17 protein-coding genes are annotated in these 17,170 nt (G+C 70.5%); 7 read left to right on the top strand and 10 right to left on the bottom strand.

Going from position 1 to position 17,170, the window contains the following annotated elements:
• Positions 1–117: 117 nt before the first annotated feature.
• The 4 genes from ABZV38_RS32365 to ABZV38_RS32380 form a co-directional block, all read right to left on the bottom strand.
• Positions 118–801, bottom strand: coding sequence for an ABC transporter ATP-binding protein (locus ABZV38_RS32365; RefSeq protein WP_356332003.1), 684 nt, complete (start codon positions 799–801; stop codon positions 118–120).
• Positions 802–847: 46 nt separating this feature from the next.
• Positions 848–2,320 carry an ABC transporter permease gene (locus ABZV38_RS32370; RefSeq protein ID WP_356332004.1) on the bottom strand — a complete coding sequence of 491 codons (1,473 nt, stop codon included), beginning with the start codon at positions 2,318–2,320 and terminating at the stop codon, positions 848–850.
• Positions 2,321–2,488: 168 nt separating this feature from the next.
• Entirely contained in the window at positions 2,489–3,754 is a 1,266-nt protein-coding gene (locus ABZV38_RS32375; RefSeq protein ID WP_356332005.1) for an Ig-like domain-containing protein, read from the bottom strand.
• A gap of 216 nt (positions 3,755–3,970) precedes the next feature.
• On the bottom strand, positions 3,971–4,330 hold the full coding sequence (locus tag ABZV38_RS32380; protein WP_356332006.1) for a hypothetical protein: 360 nt from the start codon (positions 4,328–4,330) through the stop codon (positions 3,971–3,973).
• 109 nt (positions 4,331–4,439) lie between these two features.
• Here ABZV38_RS32380 and ABZV38_RS32385 point away from each other — a divergent pair, with 109 nt between their 5' ends.
• Positions 4,440–4,739, top strand: a complete 300-nt coding sequence (locus ABZV38_RS32385; RefSeq protein ID WP_356332007.1) for a hypothetical protein — start codon at positions 4,440–4,442, stop codon at positions 4,737–4,739.
• Positions 4,740–4,805: 66 nt separating this feature from the next.
• Here ABZV38_RS32385 and hutH read toward each other — a convergent pair whose 3' ends face one another.
• From hutH to ABZV38_RS32410, 5 genes are all read right to left on the bottom strand, one after another.
• Complete coding sequence (gene hutH, locus ABZV38_RS32390; protein WP_356332008.1) at positions 4,806–6,356, bottom strand: histidine ammonia-lyase; 1,551 nt, start codon at positions 6,354–6,356, stop codon at positions 4,806–4,808.
• A 93-nt stretch (positions 6,357–6,449) separates the two neighbouring features.
• Positions 6,450–7,634 (bottom strand): GGDEF domain-containing protein, encoded by a 1,185-nt coding sequence (locus ABZV38_RS32395; RefSeq protein WP_356332009.1) that lies wholly within the window; start codon positions 7,632–7,634, stop codon positions 6,450–6,452.
• A gap of 86 nt (positions 7,635–7,720) precedes the next feature.
• Positions 7,721–8,533 (bottom strand): enoyl-CoA hydratase-related protein, encoded by an 813-nt coding sequence (locus tag ABZV38_RS32400; protein WP_313938878.1) that lies wholly within the window; start codon positions 8,531–8,533, stop codon positions 7,721–7,723.
• 68 nt (positions 8,534–8,601) lie between these two features.
• Complete coding sequence (locus tag ABZV38_RS32405) at positions 8,602–9,774, bottom strand: adenylate/guanylate cyclase domain-containing protein (protein ID WP_356332010.1); 1,173 nt, start codon at positions 9,772–9,774, stop codon at positions 8,602–8,604.
• Between the two features lie 120 nt (positions 9,775–9,894).
• On the bottom strand, positions 9,895–10,761 hold the full coding sequence (locus ABZV38_RS32410) for a biotin--[acetyl-CoA-carboxylase] ligase (RefSeq protein WP_356332011.1): 867 nt from the start codon (positions 10,759–10,761) through the stop codon (positions 9,895–9,897).
• A 196-nt stretch (positions 10,762–10,957) separates the two neighbouring features.
• Here ABZV38_RS32410 and ABZV38_RS32415 point away from each other — a divergent pair, with 196 nt between their 5' ends.
• From ABZV38_RS32415 to ABZV38_RS32430, 4 genes are all read left to right on the top strand, one after another.
• On the top strand, positions 10,958–12,550 hold the full coding sequence (locus ABZV38_RS32415; protein ID WP_267002646.1) for an acyl-CoA carboxylase subunit beta: 1,593 nt from the start codon (positions 10,958–10,960) through the stop codon (positions 12,548–12,550).
• Positions 12,551–12,564: 14 nt separating this feature from the next.
• The gene (locus ABZV38_RS32420) at positions 12,565–12,771 is read left to right on the top strand and encodes an acyl-CoA carboxylase epsilon subunit (RefSeq protein ID WP_030914697.1); all 207 of its coding nucleotides are present in this window, start codon (positions 12,565–12,567) and stop codon (positions 12,769–12,771) included.
• 160 nt (positions 12,772–12,931) lie between these two features.
• On the top strand, positions 12,932–13,060 hold the full coding sequence (locus tag ABZV38_RS32425) for a hypothetical protein (RefSeq protein ID WP_356332012.1): 129 nt from the start codon (positions 12,932–12,934) through the stop codon (positions 13,058–13,060).
• A gap of 65 nt (positions 13,061–13,125) precedes the next feature.
• Complete coding sequence (locus ABZV38_RS32430) at positions 13,126–13,737, top strand: nucleoside triphosphate pyrophosphatase (RefSeq protein ID WP_356332013.1); 612 nt, start codon at positions 13,126–13,128, stop codon at positions 13,735–13,737.
• A 14-nt stretch (positions 13,738–13,751) separates the two neighbouring features.
• Here ABZV38_RS32430 and ABZV38_RS32435 read toward each other — a convergent pair whose 3' ends face one another.
• Positions 13,752–14,216, bottom strand: coding sequence for a hypothetical protein (locus tag ABZV38_RS32435; protein WP_356332014.1), 465 nt, complete (start codon positions 14,214–14,216; stop codon positions 13,752–13,754).
• Positions 14,217–14,628: 412 nt separating this feature from the next.
• On the opposite strand from ABZV38_RS32435, the gene ABZV38_RS32440 reads away from it, so the two are divergent.
• Both ABZV38_RS32440 and ABZV38_RS32445 read left to right on the top strand, forming a co-directional pair.
• Positions 14,629–16,383 (top strand): biotin carboxylase N-terminal domain-containing protein, encoded by a 1,755-nt coding sequence (locus ABZV38_RS32440; protein ID WP_356332015.1) that lies wholly within the window; start codon positions 14,629–14,631, stop codon positions 16,381–16,383.
• Positions 16,384–16,536: 153 nt separating this feature from the next.
• Positions 16,537–17,136 carry a helix-turn-helix domain-containing protein gene (locus ABZV38_RS32445; protein ID WP_356332016.1) on the top strand — a complete coding sequence of 200 codons (600 nt, stop codon included), beginning with the start codon at positions 16,537–16,539 and terminating at the stop codon, positions 17,134–17,136.
• The last annotated feature ends 34 nt before the right edge of the window (positions 17,137–17,170 follow it).

Consider the following 17,170-nt stretch of genomic DNA (forward strand, 5'->3'; position numbering starts at 1 on the left):
GTTTTGCTTGGTTCGCTTGTTGTCTCTTGCCCGATCCGCCCCGGGGGGGGGGGGGGGGGGCGCCGCCGCCGCGCCCGCCCCCCCCGCCCCGCGCAGGGGAGGTCATGGGTCCGTACGTCAGGCCACCGCGTTCTCCGTGATCGTGACGCGGCCCTTGCGGATGGTCGCCAGCCGCGGCGCCCTGCGGGCGATCGCGCTGTCGTGGGTGACCATGATGAAGGTCAGCCCGTGCTCCTTCCACATCGTTTCCAGCACCTCCATGACCTCGTCTCGCATGGACTCGTCGAGGTTGCCGGTGGGCTCGTCGGCGAGCAGCACCTTCGGCCGCTTGACCAGGGCCCGTGCGATCGCCACGCGCTGCTGCTGGCCACCGGACATCTCGCCGGGAAGGTGTCCGAGCCGCTCGCCGAGTCCGACGGAGTCCAGGGCCTCCGCGGCCCGCCGGCGCCGCTCCGACGCCTTGCCGCCGAGCGGCACGAGCGCCGTCTCGACGTTCTCCTGCGCGGTCAGCGTCGGGATGAGATTGAAGCTCTGGAAGACGAAGCCGATGTTCTGCGCGCGCACCTTGGTGAGCTTGGCCTCGCTGAGTTTCGCGAGGTCCACACCGTCGAGTTCGACGCTGCCGCCCGTGGGCCGGTCGAGGCCGCCGAGCATCTGCAGCAGTGTGGACTTGCCGCCGCCGGTGGGGCCCTGGATGACGAGCCGGCCGCCGTCCTCGATGGTCAGATCGACACCGGCGAGCGCATCGACGGTGGACTTGCCGCGGGTATAGCGCTTGGTGACGTCTCTGAGGGTGTACATGGGTCAACTCCTGCTGGGACAGAGGGGGGTGGGAGGCCCGGGCGGGCTATTCGACGCGGCGCAGCGCGTCCGCGGGACGCAGCCGGGAGGCCCGCCAGCCGCCGAAGGCACCCGCGATCAGCCCGCCCGCCACGGCCAGCGCGACGGCGATCAGGATGATGGAGAGGGAGACCGGTGCGGTCAGCGCGATGTCGAGGGACGTGGAGGCGGTTTGCCGGCCGGGTCCTGCCATACCGGGGCCGCCGAGCGTGCCGTCGCCACCGCCGCCGCCCGAGCCGCCGAGCTGCGCGGTCAGCGTGGGGCTGATCGCGGTCACGACGTACGCACCGGCGAGACCGACCGCGATGCCGAGGACACCGCCCATCAGACCGTTGACGAGGGCCTCGCCGACGACCTGGCGGGTGACCCGGCCGCTCTTCCAGCCGAGCGCCTTCAGCGTGCCGAACTCCCGCACCCGGCGGCTGACCGCGGAGGAGGTGAGCAGCCCGGCCACCAGGAAGGCGGCGATGAGAACGGCGATCGACAGCCACTTGCCGACGCTGGAGGCCAGGTCGGACGCGGTGGACAGGGAGCCGGAGACCGTGTCGGCGAGGTCCGCGGAGGTGGTGACCGTCGTGCCCGAGATGTTCTTCTGGATGCCGGACTTGACCTGGTCGATCTGCTGCGAGTCCGCGGCCTTGACATAGACCGTGGTGACCTTGTTCTTGGAGTCGGCGAGGGTCTGCGCCTGCTTCAGCGGGATGTAGAGGTTGGCGGCCGCGTCGCCGCTGTCTGCCGTCGAGACACCGACGATCTTGTACTTGGTCCCGGAGATGGTCACGGTCTTGCCGACCGCGAGCTTCTTCTCCTTGGCGTACGCGGCGTCGACGACCGCGACCTTCGCGTCGGTCTCGGTGGCCTTGAAGGTACGGCCCTTGGTGATCTTCGACGAGGTCAGCGGGCCGAGGTCCTGCTTGGTGACGTCGGTGCCGTACACGGTGTATGAGTTGACGTCGAACGAGGCACCGCCGCCCTGGACTTGGCCCTGCGGCTGCCCGCTGCCGCCCTGGCCGCCGCCGGGACCGCCCTGGTTGCCCGTGCTGCCGCTCTCGTCCTGCTTGAACTCGCCGCGCTTGAACTGACCGTCCACCTTCAGGACGGTCAGACTGAGTCCGCCGACGGCATCCGCGACGCCGTCCTGCTTGCCGACCTTGTCCACGGTGGTGGCGGACAGGGTCTGGAAGCCCTGGACCATGACCCGGTCCGAGCTCTGCTTCGCGTCGTCGTCGTTGTCCTTGGCGTCGAACTCGAACCGGGGCCGCTGGCTGCCGGAGCCCGATGCGGCGGCGGCCTTGGTCACCGTCATGTCCGTGCCGAGGCCGTACAGCGATTCCAGGACCTTGTCCTGGGCCTTGCTCATGCCGGAGGAGACCGAACTGACGATGATGACCAGCGCAATACCGAGGGCGAGCCCCGAGGCGACGACGTGCGCCGCCTTTCTGCGGCGGCGCAGCTCGCGCCGGAGATAGGTGAAGAACATGGCGCGAGGCTATGAACCGGTCGTGATGGCGAGTTAAGGCCCGCATGAGATCCCGATGAGAACGGCTGCGAACGCCACAGGGCGGTGGCACCGGGGATCCGGGTGCCACCGCCCTGTGTGCGTACGGGGCTTCGGGGTGATGAAGTTGCTGCGTAACGTCCCGCGGGGTCAGCCCTCGGAGCCCGCCTGCCATTCGGCCCAGCTCATGTTCCAGCCGTTGAGGCCGTTGTCGGGCGTGATGGTCTTGTCCGGGGAGTTCTTGACGATGACCACGTCGCCGACCATGGAGTTGTCGTAGAACCAGGCGGCGGGCTGGTTGGCGTCGCCCGCACCCTTCACATCGGCGAGGCCGACGCAGCCGTGGCTGGTGTTGACGCTGCCGAAGACCGACCGCGCACCCCAGTAGTTGCCGTGGATGAAGGTGCCCGACGTGGACAGTCGCATGGCGTGCGGCACGTCCTTGATGTCGTACTCGCCCTTGCCGTCGTCGTCGGTGAAGCCGACCGTCGCACCGTTCATCCGGGTCTCCTCGAACTTCTCGGAGATCACCATCTGACCGTTGTACGTCGGGTTGTCGGGGGAACCGGCAGAGATCGGGATCGTCTTGATCGTCTTGCCGTCCTGGGTGACGGTCATGGTGTGCGTCGACGCGTCGACCGTCGAGACCCGGTTGCGGCCGACCTTGAAGGTGACCGTCTTCTGCTGCACACCGAAGACGCCGTCCGCGCCCTCGACACCGTCGAGCGCCAGCTTCAGCGTGACGGTGGAGCCGCCCGTCCAGTACTGCTCGGGGCGCAGGTCGAGGCGCTGCGAGTTGAACCAGTGGCCGACGACCTGCTGGCCGCTGCTGGACGTCACGGTGATTCCGGCCTGGACGGCCTTCCGGTCCGTGATCGGCTTGTTGAAGTTGATCGAGACCGGCATGCCGACGCCGACCGTGGAGCCGTCCTCGGGGGTGAAGTTCCCGATGAAGCTGTTGGCGGGCGACACGGTGGTGAACGACGCGTTCTCGTGCGCCTCGCGGCCCTTCGTGTCCTCGGCCGTCGCGTTGATCTTGTACGTGGTCGAGCGCTCGAGCTGCGTGTCCGGCTGCCAGCTCGTGCCGTCGGCGGCCAGGGTGCCCGCGACGCTCGCGCCGGCCGACGTGGTCATGGTGACCTGGGTCAGCTTGCCCTTGGTGACGGTGACCTTCGCGGCGTTGTTGATGCTGGCGTTGGTCGCGCCGTTCTTCGGCGAGATCGCTATCTGCGCCTGGGACGCGTCCTCGGCCGCCGCCTTGTCGACTGCCGCCGCCTGCGACTTCTTCGAGCCCTCGTCGCTGCCGGCGCTCGTGCCTTCGCTGCAGGCAGTGAGCACCAGCACGCCGCCGAGCAGGGCGGACGCGGCCATCAGGCCCCTGCGCCGCTTGCTGTCCGTCATCACACGCTTCTCCATCGTTGCCGAATCCCCCATAACCCCGAGCGGAACCGCCGCGAGACGGATCCCCGTCAATGTTCCAAGAACACCTGGCGAGGGCCCTCCGTTCCACATCCGCCTCAGATGTGGGGAACACCACTCATCGACGCAGCCGTGACACCTGTGGTTCCCGGGACGGAAACGCACCCGGCCCGGCCCGCCGGGAGCGGGCCGGGCCGGTGCGTTCATCACCCGCTACGGCGCAACGTCGTCGTCCCCCTCGTCGCCGTCGCGCTCCTCGTCGAGGTCCCAGGCGTCCGGGTCCTCGGGGTCGTAGTCGACGGTCTCGCAGCTCCAGGAGGCCTGGGTCAGCTCGACCCCCGGCACCTCGCTGACCAGATCGAACGGGTCCACGAGGGAGGCGAGGGCCTCCGCCCCGTCTTCCCGTACCGCGGACTCGGCCTGCATGCGTTCCTCGGCGGACTCGCCGTCCGGCTCGCCGTACTCGGCCGCGATGCTCTCCAGCGCGGTGCCGCTGAGGGCCTCCGCGTCGGTGATCTCCAGCACCATCTCCACGCGAAGGCGAACAAACCGTGATGTCTCAGAAGTGCTCATACGCCGGAGCGTAGAGCTACCGGCACTCGCGACTTTCCTGCGACCCGCTGCTTTCATTAGCATCGGCGCACACGGCTAACTCATGGCTTTCACAAGGGGGATCGATTCCGTGGCCATAGCTCGTCGCCCGCTCCTGACCGCTACCGCCGCGGGCACACTGCTGTGCGCCCTGTGGTTCGTCCCCTCGGCGAACGCGACGGACGAGGCGGCCGGCGGCGCGCCGAGCAGACCCGTCGGCGCGAGCACCGCGGACGAGGCGGCCGGGCCGGCACTCGCCGACACCGGCAACGGGGTCGACACCACTGCGTATCTGATCGGTGGCACCGCGTTCCTGGGAATCGGCGCGGGCTTCGTCGCGTACTCCACACGCCGCGTAACCACGCTGTCCTCGATCGCGGGACCGCCCTGACGTTCCGGCCCGCCCCGCGACGGGGGACGAAGCGCGGCCGCAGGCCGCGCCGTCCCTACGAGAGGCCTAGGCCAGGGCCCCGGTCACCGGCTCCACGGCCGCAACCAGCTTCCCGCCCCGCACGAACGCCTCCGCCGCAGCCAGATCGGGCGACAGGAAGCGGTCCGGTCCCGGTCCCTCGACCCCCGCCGCCCGCAGCGCCTCGATGGCGGCCAGGGACGCGGGCGCCGGGGTGAGCCCCTGGGCGGCGCGCAGCTCGATGGCGCGGGTCGCCGCGTACAGCTCGACGGCGACGATCCGACCGAGGTTCTCGACGGCGGTACGGAGCTTGCGCGCCGCCGACCAGCCCATGGAGACGTGGTCCTCCTGCATCGCGGAGGACGGGATCGAGTCCGCCGACGCCGGGACCGCGAGCCGCTTCATCTCGCTGACCAGGGCGGCCTGCGTGTACTGGGCGATCATCAGACCCGAGTCGACACCGGCGTCGTCGGCGAGGAACGGCGGCAGACCGTGCGAGCGGTTCTTGTCCAGCAGCCGGTCCGTGCGGCGCTCGGTGATCGAGCCGAGGTCGGCGGCGACGATCGCCAGGAAGTCGAGCACATACGCCACCGGGGCGCCGTGGAAGTTGCCGTTGGACTCGACCCGGCCGTCCGGGAGGACCACGGGGTTGTCGACGGCGGAGGCCAGCTCACGGTCGGCGACGATCCCGGCGTACGCGAGGGTGTCGCGCCCGGCGCCGTTGACCTGGGGCGCGCAGCGCACGGAGTAGGCGTCCTGGACGCGCGGCGCGTCGTCCTGGTGGTGACCGGTGAGGCCGGAACCGGCGAGCACCCGCAGCATGTTGTCGGCGCTGGCGCCCTGGCCCGGGTGCGGCCGGATGGCGTGCAGTTCCGGAGCGAGGACCTTGTCCGTACCGAGCAGCGCCTCCAGGCTGAGCGCGGCGGTGATGTCGGCGGAGGTGTAGAGGCTGCGCAGGTCGGCGAGGGCCATCACGAGCATGCCGAGCATGCCGTCCGTGCCGTTGAGGAGGGCGAGGCCCTCCTTCTCGCGCAGTTCGACCGGGGTGATGCCGTGCGCGGCGAGCAGCTCGCCGGCCGGGCGGACGATGCCGTCGGGGCCCTCCGCGTCGCCCTCGCCGATCAGCGTCAGGGCGCAGTGCGAGAGCGGCGCCAGGTCGCCGGAGCAGCCGAGCGAGCCGTACTCGTGCACGACGGGGGTGATGCCGGCGTTCAGCACGTCGGCCATGGTCTGCGCGACCTCGGGGCGTACGCCGGTGCGGCCGGAGCAGACCGTCTTCAGACGCAGGAACATCAGCGCCCGTACGACCTCGCGCTCGACGCGCGGGCCCATGCCGGCCGCGTGCGAGCGGACGATGTTGCGCTGGAGCTGGGCCCGCAGCTCGGGGCTGATGTGGCGGCTGGCGAGCGCGCCGAAGCCGGTGGAGACGCCGTAGACCGGCTCGGGTTTGGCGGCCAGCGCGTCCACGATCTCGCGGGCGGCGGCAAGCGCGCTCACGGCGGCTGCGGAGAGCTCGACACGGGCGTCCGCGCGGGCCACGGCGATGACGTCCTCTGCGGTGGTACCGGACGTCCCCACCACGACTGTGTGCATATCCATATTCAGAAGCGTACGGATTGAATCCCTTCATGTCACTAGTGGTCGTGCGGTTGACCCCTTACCGGCCCGTTCACGGTTCCCCCCGGACATTCCTCAGGGCCGGCTGCCGCGCAGCCGGCGGCGGTCGTGGGCGGACTTCGGCGGCGAGTCGGCCAGCCGGATGACCTCGCCGTCACGCCCGGCGACCACCGGTTTCGCGGAGCGGGCCGCCTTCGCCCGGTACTGGGCCGCGTCCGCCAGACGGAACAGCCGCCGGGCCGAGGTCACCGGCCCGATCGGGTCACCGGTCGACGCAATTCCGCAGGCGACCCCGTCGCCGTGCTCCAACTCAGCCGCCCGGTCGCAGAGTTCGGTGGCCACCTCGATCACCTCGTCCGCCCCGGGGCCCACCGCCACCAGGCAGAACTCGTCACCGCCGAGCCGGGCGGCCAGGGCGCCGGGCAGCATCGCACCGCACCGGGACAGCACCGAGCCGAAACGTTCCAGCAGCCGATCGCCGACCGCGTGGCCCAGGGTGTCGTTGACCCCCTTCAGGCCGTTCAGATCGCAGACGACCAGGCTGACCACCGTGCCGTCGGCGCGGTGCAGCTCCACCGCCTCGTCGAGCCGCGTGTCGACGGCCCGGCGGTTGGCGAGCCCGGTCAGCGGGTCGGTGAAGGCGAGCTTACGGACCTCTTCGAGGCGCTCCGTCTGGGAGATCCCGGCGGCGACGACAGCGGCCAGCACGGTCGCGAAGTCCGCGTCCTCCCGGCCGAACACCGGCTCCCCCACCGGACGGGCCACATAGAGCTCGCCCCAGGCCCGCCCGTGCAGCACGATCGGCGCGACCACACAGCAGCCTCGCCGGCGCCGTCGCAGGGCCGCCACACGCTGATGGCGGTAGACCCGCCCGTACCCGTGCGCACCCGCCACCGCAGAACCGGCTTCACGGTCCCCGGCGTCACCGAGCGGCCCGTCGGCGGTCTCCACCCAGGCGTCCGGCTCGCCGCCCCCCGCCCACCGTTCATGCAGGAACTCGGTGATCTCCGGGAACTGATGCACCGGATACGTCTCGTCGTCGGGGAACTCCTCCTCCCCCTCGGCCCGTTCACCCGCGTTCACCAGTACCCGCAGCCGGCCCGGCCCGCGCTCCCACACGGAGAGCGCGGCAAAACTGCCGCCCAGCGCCTGACACGCCCCCAGCGCGGCCGCCCGCCAGGACTCCGGCGGGGTGTGCGCTGCCGCCATTGCCTGTGCAAGCGAAACCACGGCCCGCAGCCGCGCATCATCACCACCCATCGCTCCATCTTATGTAGCTTTGCGAAGTCTTGATCAGTTTGAGGTGTTGAATGGTCCGCACTGCGCTTCGGAGCGGTAACGCACCGCTACTCGCCGGGCCAGTTCGGCTTCCGCTTCTCGTTGAACGCGGCCACGCCCTCCGCCCGGTCCCCGGAGAAGGCCACCGACCGCCAGGCCGCGTCCTCCACTTCCAGACCGGCCCGCAGATCGAGCCCGTGTCCGAGCCGCAGCGCACGCTTCGCGGCGCGCAGGCCCACCGGCGAGTTGGCGGCGATCCGCCCGGCGAGCGCCAGCGCCTGCGCCCGGTCCTGCCCCGCCTCCACCAGCTCGTCGACCAGACCCAACTCCCGCGCCTCGGCCGCCTCCACCCGCCGGGCGGTGAAGACCAGCTCGGCAGCGCGCGCCGCACCGATCCGGCGCGGCAGCAACTGCGTACCGCCGCCGCCCGGAATGACGCCGACCGAGACCTCGGGCAGTCCCACCACGGCCGTGCGGTCGGCGACGATCAGATCGCAGGACAGTGCCAGCTCGAAGCCGCCACCCAGCGCGAACCCGTGCACGGCGGCGACCGTCGGCATCGGCAGGTCGAGCACGCCTGTGTAGGCGGCGCGGGCGGTGGGCCGCTGGCGGACCAGCTCGGCGTCGGTGAACGAGTTCCGCTCCTTGAGGTCCGCGCCCACACAGAAGGCGCGCTCATGGCTGGAGGTGAGAACAGTGACCCGTACGTCCTGGTCGGCGGCGAGCGCGGCACAGGCGGCGCCGATCGAGCGGGCCATGTCCGTGGACACGGCGTTCATGGCCTTGGGCCGGTCCAGGACCAGTTCCGCGACATGCTCCTGGCCCTCATGGACCCGTACGACGACGAATTCCCCGAACCGCTGCTCGGACGTGACGGTCATGGCTGCACCCCTCCGGTTAACGAGCGTTACCGGAGGATCCTAGGCCGCGACCCCGACAGGGACGGGAGTCAGGAGGTGCCTCGTCGCGCCAGCAGCCACGGTTCCACCACGCCGAGCCCGCGCACCGGCCGCTGCCACATCGGCTGCAGCCCGTACCGGTACTTCGGCACGGCCAGCGGCTCCACGCCCTCCGCGCGCTCCTTCTCGGCCGCCGCGGCCTCCTCCGCCGCCTGCGCCTCGGAGACCGGGGCGTCGCCCGTACGCGTCAGCTCCTCGGCAAAGGCGCCGTCCACCAGTACGGCGTCCTTCGGCGCTATCGACGTGAGCCGGCTGGCGAGGTTCACCGTCGTGCCGAAGACATCGCCCATCCGGGTCGTGACGGTGCCGAACGCGATACCGACGCGCAACGCCGGCATCGTCTCGTCCTGGGTCATCGCCTCTATCAGGCGCAGCGCGATCTCGGCCGCCGTACCCGCGTCGTCGGCGGCGAAGAGAACCTCGTCGCCGAGGGTCTTGATGAGCCGGCCGCCGTGCGCGGCGACCAGGTCGGCGGAGGTCGTCTCGAACGCCTCGACGAGCTCGCCGAGCTGCTCCTCCTCCAGCCGGCGGGTCAGCCGGGTGAATCCGACCAGGTCGGCGAAGCCGACGGCGAGCCTGCGGTCGACCATCTCGTCGTCGTCCGCGGCCTGCACCACGCGGCCGGTCGCGGCGGCGAGCTGGCGCCGCCAGACGTAGATGAGGAACTCCTCCAGCTCGGGCAGGAGCAGCTCGACCAGTGGGTACGTGACCTCGGTGCGGGTCATGCCGGGCTCGGGCGGCTCGGTCAGCCCCTCCAGGAAGGAATCGATCTGCCACTCCGCCAGCCGGGCGGTGGTCTGCCCGGTGGACCGGGCGACCTGCACCGCCATCGGCTCGCTGAGCAGCCCCGCCTCGACGAGTCCCGCGAGTCGCCGCAGCGCCAGCACGTCCGCCTCGGTGAGCGCCTTGGCCTGTCCGATGTCGGCGAACCCCATGGCGCGCCAGAACCGGGACGCCAGGTCCATCGAGACTCCGGCCGTACGGGCCGCCTGGAACGGGGTATAGCGACGGTCGGCGCCCAGGATCAGCTGTTCCAGCCGGATCGCGAGGGGGTCGTCGGTCGGTTCGGCCGTGTGGTCGACTTCGTGATGCGGTGTCGCGTGGACCGAGGGCTCCGGCGGGGGCTCCGCGCCCGCGCCGGAGGTCGTGTCGTCGACGGTCACCAGCCGCCTCCTGCCCGTTCCCTGCGCACTGCCCTGCCGATCTGTCGGTGGATCGCCTCAACGATACGGCAGATGTGCGCTACCTCACGTCCACAGGGCGCCCCGGTACGGGGCGTGGTTCTAGGTGAGGCCGCCCTCCCCGTTCCGCAGATGCACGATGTCGCCTGCCGATACCGGCTCCTGCAGGCCGTCGGGCGTGGACAGGATCAGGCGGCCGTCACCGTCGATCGCCATCGCCTCGCCGACGATCGAACGGTCACCGGGCAGCTGGGCCCGTACCGTCCTGCCCAGCGTTGCGCAGCCCGCTGCGTACGCCGCCTGCAGGCCGCTCTGCGTGGCGTCCCCGCCGGCCGCACGCCACTCGGCGTACCAGTGGTCCAGCGAGCGCAGTACGCCGCGCAGCAGCGTCTCCCGGTCGGTGGAGACCGCACCGGCCAGGGCGAGCGAGGCCGCCGACGGAGTGGGCAGTTCGGCCGCGCGCAGGGTGACGTTGAGGCCGATACCGATGACGACGCCGTTCCCGGCGCGCTCGGCGAGGATGCCACCCGCCTTGCGTTCCTCACCCCCCACGGTGACCAGCAGGTCGTTGGGCCACTTCAGTGCCGTGTCGACGCCCGCCGCCCGCGCCAGCCCGGTCGCGGTCGCCACCCCGGCGAGCAGCGGCAGCCAGCCCCACCGGTGGACCGGCACGTCGTCGCCGGGGGTCAGGTAGACGGAGAAGAACAGGCCCGAGCGGGCGGGCGCCGTCCAGGTCCGGTCGAGGCGGCCGCGGCCCGCGGTCTGCTCCTCGGCGACCAGAACCGTGCCCTCGGTGAGCTCCGCCGCCCGCGCCACGAGGTCCGTATTGGTGGACCCGGTGGCGTTCACGACGTCGAGTGAGGTCCACAGCCCGCCCGGCCGCAGCAGCCCGCGACGCAGCGCGGGGACGTTCAGGGGCGGCCGGTCCAGGTCCGACCAGCGGTTCGGTGACGCATCCGGAGGTGTCATGCAAGCCAGCCTAGGTGTGGCAAACGACGCACTGCCGAACAGTATCCGCGCCGATACGCTACGGATCAGTAGCTGTTCAGAACCTGATCGGCAGCCGCCGGACCGGCCGTCGTCGCGCACGCACCGCGCACGCGGCCCGCAGCCACAGAACCCACCCGTCAGTCGTCCCCGTGACCAGGCAGGGAGCCGCCACCCGATGTCCGAGCCGGAAGAGATCGACATCCACACCACCGCGGGCAAGATCGCGGACCTGCAGCGCCGTATCGACGAGGCGACGCACGCCGGATCCGCACGCGCGGTCGAAAAGCAGCACGCCAAGGGCAAGTTGACCGCCCGCGAGCGGGTCGATCTCCTGCTCGACGAGGGTTCCTTCGTGGAGCTCGACGAGTTCGCCCGGCACCGCTCCACCAACTTCGGCATCGAGAAGAACCGCCCGTACGGAGACGGTGTCGTCACCGGCTACGGCACGGTCGACGGCCGCCCCGTCTGCGTGTACTCGCAGGACTTCACCATCTTCGGCGGCTCGCTCGGCGAGGTCTACGGTGAGAAAATCGTCAAGGTGATGGACTTCGCGCTGAAGACCGGCTGCCCGGTCATCGGCATCAACGACGGTGGCGGCGCCCGCATCCAGGAAGGTGTGGCGGCGCTCGGTCTGTTCGCCGAGATCTTCCGCCGCAATGTGCACGCCTCGGGTGTCGTCCCGCAGATCTCGCTGATCGTCGGACCGTGCGCGGGCGGCGCGGTCTACTCCCCCGCGATCACCGACTTCACGGTCATGGTCGACCAGACCTCGCACATGTTCATCACGGGCCCCGACGTCATCAAGACCGTCACCGGTGAGGACGTCGGCTTCGAGGAGCTGGGCGGAGCCCGTACGCACAACACCACCTCGGGTGTGGCGCATCACATGGCGGGCGACGAGAAGGACGCCATCGAGTACGTCAAGTCGCTGCTGTCGTACCTCCCGTCGAACAATCTCTCCGAGGCCCCCGCCTTCCCGGAGGAGGCGGATCTCGCGACGACCGACGAGGACCGTGAGCTCGACACCCTCATCCCGGACTCGGCGAACCAGCCGTACGACATGCACACCGCGATCGAGCATGTGCTCGACGACGGCGAGTTCCTGGAGACGCAGGCCCTGTTCGCGCCGAACATCATCACCGGCTTCGGGCGTGTCGAGGGCTACCCCGTCGGTATCGTCGCCAACCAGCCGATGCAGTTCGCGGGCTGTCTGGACATCAACGCGAGCGAGAAGGCCGCACGCTTCGTCCGTACCTGCGACGCCTTCAACGTGCCCGTCCTGACCTTCGTCGACGTCCCCGGCTTCCTGCCCGGCGTCGACCAGGAGTACGGCGGCATCATCCGCCGCGGCGCCAAGCTGATCTACGCGTACGCGGAGGCGACCGTCCCGCTGATCACGGTGATCACCCGCAAGGCGTTCGGCGGGGCATACGACGTCATGGGCTCCAAGCACCTGGGCGCGGACATCAACGTCGCCTGGCCGACCGCGCAGATCGCCGTGATGGGCGCCCAGGGTGCGGTGAACATCCTGCACCGCCGCACCATCGCCGCCGTCACGGACCCCGACGAGGCAGAGGCGACCCGCGCCGAGCTGATCGCCGACTACGAGGACACACTGCTCAACCCGTATGTGGCGGCCGAGCGCGGCTACGTCGACGCGGTGATCATGCCGTCCGACACCCGGGCGCATGTGGTGAAGGGCCTGCGTCAGCTGCGCACGAAGCGGGAATCCCTGCCGCCGAAGAAGCACGGCAACATCCCCCTCTAGAAAGGGTCCTGACCATGATCAAGGTCGTACGGGGCAACCCGACCCCGGAGGAGCTGGCTGCCGCGCTGGCGGTGGTCCAGGCGCGCGCCGCGGCGACGGCCGCTGTGTCGTCCGGCGCGCCCGCGTTGCCCGAACAGTGGTCCGACCCGGGCCGTATCGCCCGGCGCGACCGGCCTCGGCCGGGCCCGCGGTCCTGGGCGAGGACGTACTGGCCCGTTTAGCGCTCGGCCGTTCGTTCGCACGGTGTCCTCGGAGGCCCGGAACCCCTGGTGGGTCCGGGCCTCCGCCGTGTCGCCGCGCAGCGATCCGGTCCATACGCATCAGGGCGGCTGAGTATGCGTACTCAGGCGCCGTGGCGGCGGTCGCAGCAGGATCGGGACCATGCTGTGGTCCGATCCCGAGAACAAGCCCCCCGAAGAGCTGCGCGACGCCCAGGACATGATGCGGCGCGTGGGGCTGGTGCTTGCGCTCGCCATGGTGGTCGCGATGTTCGTGCTGGGCACGCGCTGAGGCGCCGCCCGGCATCCGCCCGTCCCTCGGACGCGTGGTCCGGCGGCGCGCCGGGCCCTTCTACGATGGCCGGTATGACTGATCAGCGACGTCTCGTACTCGCCTCCGCCTCACCCGCCCGCCTCAGCCTGCTGCGCCAGGCCGGGTTCGCGCCGGAGGCAATCGTCAGCGGTGTGGACGAGGACGCGCTGTCCGCCCCGACACCGGCCGAGCTGGCGCTCGTGCTCGCCGAGGCCAAGGCCGCCGCCGTGGCCGCCCGCCCCGCGGTCGCTGGCGCGCTGGTCATCGGATGCGACTCGGTCCTGGAACTCGACGGCGAGGCGCTCGGCAAGCCGGCCGACAGCGAAGAGGCGACCGCCCGCTGGAAGTCCATGCGCGGCCGGGCCGGCATCCTGCAGACCGGCCACAGCCTGATCGACACCGCGACCGGGCGCACGGCCTCCGCGACCGCGTCCACCGTCGTCCGTTTCGGCGAACCGACGGACGCCGAGATCGCCGCCTACGTCGCCTCGGGCGAGCCCCTCCATGTCGCGGGCGCCTTCACGCTGGACGGCCGCTCGGCGCCGTTCGTCGACTCCATCGAGGGCGACCACGGAAACGTCATCGGGCTCTCACTGCCGCTGCTGCGCCGACTCCTCGGCGAACTGGGATTCTCGGTCACCGACTTCTGGGTCTGATACCCACGAACGGGTTACGCGGGCGCCGGGGCACCCTCATCGGCGCCGCCACCGTTCTCGTTCGGACTACCGGTGCCGCTCTCCTTCCCGTACGCAACCAGCGTGAGCACGATCAGGCCGAGCACGACCATCATGAACACGAAGGCGGCCCAGCCGATCAGGCCCACCGTCAGCGCGCCCAGCACCCCGTGCACGACGGCGCAGCTGATCAGAGCGGGCCGGCCGACACGCCCGGGAGCCCGGTCGCGGATGCCCGTCAGCAGCAGGACCAGGCCGCACAGCAGCAGATACACCCCGGCGACACCGCCCATCACCCACGCCCCGGCGGACATGGCGGCCGGATCCAGCCCGGCGAGTGACATCTCCTGGTTGTCGACCACCGTGGCCATGATGCCGTTGACGAGCACCATGCCTGCGGCTTCCCCGAACAGCACGAGCGCGGCCACGAACGCCACCGGTCTGCGCACCACGGCGCTCACCCCCTGTTACCTGTAGTACGTGCGATAGCGCGGACCCTACTAACGGGTAATCATTCGGACAAGGGTTCTGACCACGTTCACTCGTCCCACTCCACCCTCACGGCCTCCGCACGCACTGCTTACGCACGCCACTTGTCGCGCCCCTAGTGCGTCGAGCAAAGAAACACTCACTCGCTAGTAGGTTCTCCACAAAGAAACACCGGCAGGCGCCCCTCGATCGGACAGAGACCTGGGCCACACCTCGTGGCTACTGTGCGGTCATGAATCCCGGCGTACCGTGGTGCCACAAGGGATTTCGCGCCTCGAGCAAGCCTCGAATCACGCTCCGTGTGGGCAAGCTCACCAATGGGGACGGGTCGTAAGGCCGTGTCGGTAGTCCCTAAACTCAGCTTGTTTCAAGGAGGGAGCCATCGTGCGCAAGGTGCTCATCGCCAACCGTGGCGAAATTGCTGTCCGTGTTGCTCGGGCGTGCCGGGATGCCGGGATCGGGAGCGTGGCGGTCTACGCGGACCCGGACCGGGACGCTCTGCATGTGCGTGCGGCCGACGAGGCATTCGCTCTGGGCGGTGACACCCCGGCCGCCAGCTATCTGGACATGGCCAAGGTGCTGCAGGCTGCCAAGGACTCGGGGGCGGACGCGATCCACCCGGGGTACGGGTTCCTGTCGGAGAACGCCGAGTTCGCCCAGGCCGTGCTGGATGCGGGGCTGACGTGGATCGGCCCGCCGCCGCAGGCGATCCGCGATCTGGGTGACAAGGTCGCCGCCCGCCACATCGCGCAGCGTGCGGGTGCCCCGCTGGTCGCCGGTACCGCGGACCCGGTGTCGGGTTCGGCGGAGGTCGTGGCGTTCGCGAAGGAGCACGGGCTGCCGATCGCGATCAAGGCGGCGTTCGGTGGTGGCGGGCGTGGTCTGAAGGTCGCGCGGACGCTGGAGGAGATCCCGGAGCTCTACGACTCCGCGGTCCGTGAGGCCGTCGCCGCGTTCGGCCGCGGGGAGTGCTTCGTGGAGCGCTACCTCGACAAGCCGCGACATGTGGAGACGCAGTGCCTGGCCGACTCCCACGGCAATGTGGTGGTCGTGTCGACGCGTGACTGCTCGCTGCAGCGCCGCCACCAGAAGCTCGTCGAGGAAGCCCCTGCGCCGTTCCTGTCCGAGGCGCAGAACGCGGAGCTGTACGCGGCGTCGAAGGCCATCCTGAAGGAGGCCGGGTACGTCGGTGCGGGCACCGTGGAGTTCCTCGTCGGTGTGGACGGCACGATCTCGTTCCTGGAGGTCAACACCCGCCTGCAGGTCGAGCACCCGGTCACCGAGGAGGTCACCGGCCTCGACCTCGTACGCGAGATGTTCCGCATCGCGGACGGCGAGAAGCTCGGGTACGACGACCCCGCGGTACGCGGGCACTCCTTCGAGTTCCGGATCAACGGCGAGGACCCGGGCCGCGGGTTCCTGCCCGCCCCGGGCACGGTGACCACGTTCGCCCCGCCGACCGGCCCCGGTGTCCGCCTCGACGCGGGCGTGGAGTCCGGTTCCGTCATCGGCCCCGCCTGGGACTCGCTGCTGGCGAAGCTCATCGTGACCGGCGCGACCCGTGAGCAGGCGTTGCAGCGGGCGGCGCGTGCGCTGGCCGAGTTCAACGTCGAGGGCATGGCCACCGCGATCCCGTTCCACCGTGCGGTCGTCACCGACCCGGCGTTCACCAGCGACCCGTTCCGTATCCACACCCGCTGGATCGAGACCGAATTCGTCAACGAGATCAAGCCCTTCGCCGCCCCCGCCGACGTGGAGGCGGAGGAAGAGACCGGCCGCGAGACGGTCGTCGTCGAGGTCGGCGGAAAGCGTCTCGAGGTCTCCCTGCCGTCGTCGCTGGGCATGAGCCTGGCCCGTACGGGACTCGCTGCGGGTGCCAAGCCCAAGCGGCGCGCGGCGAAGAAGACCGGCTCCGCGATCTCCGGCGACACCCTCGCCTCCCCGATGCAGGGCACGATCGTCAAGATCTCCGTCGAGGAGGGCCAGGAGGTCCAGGAAGGCGACCTGATCGTCGTCCTGGAGGCCATGAAGATGGAACAGCCCCTCAACGCACACCGCGCCGGCACGGTGAAGGGCCTCGCCGCGGAGGTCGGCAGCTCGGTCTCGTCAGGCGCCGTCATCTGCGAGATCAAGGACTGATCGCGCGCGCGAAGTGTTCCGGCGAGGCCCCTGCGGAGTCGTACGACAGACTCCGCAGGGGCCTCGGCCGTTCGGCGGCCCGGCAGGAGGAGGAATCCTCCGGTTGTGCAATGGCATCCTGGACCCGGGGGCGGAAAAAGGGAGGACTGCGCAATGGCGATGAGCACGGCACAGACGCCGGGCCGGCCCATGCGCGCCGACGCGCGCCGCAACTACGACCGGCTGCTCGGCGAAGCCCGTACGGCGTTCGCGGAGCACGGCACGGACGCGTCGCTGGAGGACATCGCGCGCCGGGCAGGCGTGGGGATCGGCACGCTGTACCGGCACTTCCCGAACCGGCACGCGCTGATGAGCGCGGTCTTCCAGGAGGCCCTGGGCTCGCTCCTCACCCGCTCCCACGAGTTGGCGGAGGCGGAGAATCCGTGCAGCGGTCTGGTGGAGTGGCTGGGTGCAATCATCACCCACGCGGGTGAGTACCGGGGGGTCGCGCAGGCGCTCATGTCGACGTCGCGGGACGAGACTTCGGCGCTGTCCGACTGCAATGTCCCGCTGCGCGAGGCGGGGGCGCGGCTGCTGGCCCGGGCGCAGGCGAGTGGCACGGTGCGGGCGGACGTGTCGATCGGTGACTTGATGCAGCTGACGAATGCGATTGCATTGGCGGCGGAGCAGGCGCCGGAGGACCCGGCGTTGGCAGGCCGCCTGCTGACGTTGACGCTGCAGGGGCTGAAAGGGCCGCGGGCTGCCGGGGGCTGAGGGGTCCCAAACCGGGGGCTCCGCCCCCGGACCC

It is taken from the genome of Streptomyces sp. NPDC005181, from assembly GCF_040608395.1.
Classification (GTDB): domain Bacteria; phylum Actinomycetota; class Actinomycetes; order Streptomycetales; family Streptomycetaceae; genus Streptomyces.

What these genes read in the sequence shown, in the direction of transcription:
- ABZV38_RS32375 (WP_356332005.1), bottom strand. Translation starts at nt 3,754, where the DNA reads ATGGAGAAGCGTGTGATGACGGACAGCAAGCGGCGCAGGGGCCTGATG.
- ABZV38_RS32395 (WP_356332009.1), bottom strand. Translation starts at nt 7,634, where the DNA reads ATGGGTGGTGATGATGCGCGGCTGCGGGCCGTGGTTTCGCTTGCACAG.
- ABZV38_RS32380 (WP_356332006.1), bottom strand. Translation starts at nt 4,330, where the DNA reads ATGAGCACTTCTGAGACATCACGGTTTGTTCGCCTTCGCGTGGAGATG.
- ABZV38_RS32410 (WP_356332011.1), bottom strand. Translation starts at nt 10,761, where the DNA reads ATGACACCTCCGGATGCGTCACCGAACCGCTGGTCGGACCTGGACCGG.
- hutH (WP_356332008.1), bottom strand. Translation starts at nt 6,356, where the DNA reads ATGGATATGCACACAGTCGTGGTGGGGACGTCCGGTACCACCGCAGAG.
- ABZV38_RS32415 (WP_267002646.1), top strand. Translation starts at nt 10,958, where the DNA reads ATGTCCGAGCCGGAAGAGATCGACATCCACACCACCGCGGGCAAGATC.
- ABZV38_RS32400 (WP_313938878.1), bottom strand. Translation starts at nt 8,533, where the DNA reads ATGACCGTCACGTCCGAGCAGCGGTTCGGGGAATTCGTCGTCGTACGG.
- ABZV38_RS32420 (WP_030914697.1), top strand. Translation starts at nt 12,565, where the DNA reads ATGATCAAGGTCGTACGGGGCAACCCGACCCCGGAGGAGCTGGCTGCC.
- ABZV38_RS32425 (WP_356332012.1), top strand. Translation starts at nt 12,932, where the DNA reads ATGCTGTGGTCCGATCCCGAGAACAAGCCCCCCGAAGAGCTGCGCGAC.
- ABZV38_RS32445 (WP_356332016.1), top strand. Translation starts at nt 16,537, where the DNA reads ATGGCGATGAGCACGGCACAGACGCCGGGCCGGCCCATGCGCGCCGAC.
- ABZV38_RS32370 (WP_356332004.1), bottom strand. Translation starts at nt 2,320, where the DNA reads ATGTTCTTCACCTATCTCCGGCGCGAGCTGCGCCGCCGCAGAAAGGCG.
- ABZV38_RS32430 (WP_356332013.1), top strand. Translation starts at nt 13,126, where the DNA reads ATGGCCGGTATGACTGATCAGCGACGTCTCGTACTCGCCTCCGCCTCA.
- ABZV38_RS32365 (WP_356332003.1), bottom strand. Translation starts at nt 801, where the DNA reads ATGTACACCCTCAGAGACGTCACCAAGCGCTATACCCGCGGCAAGTCC.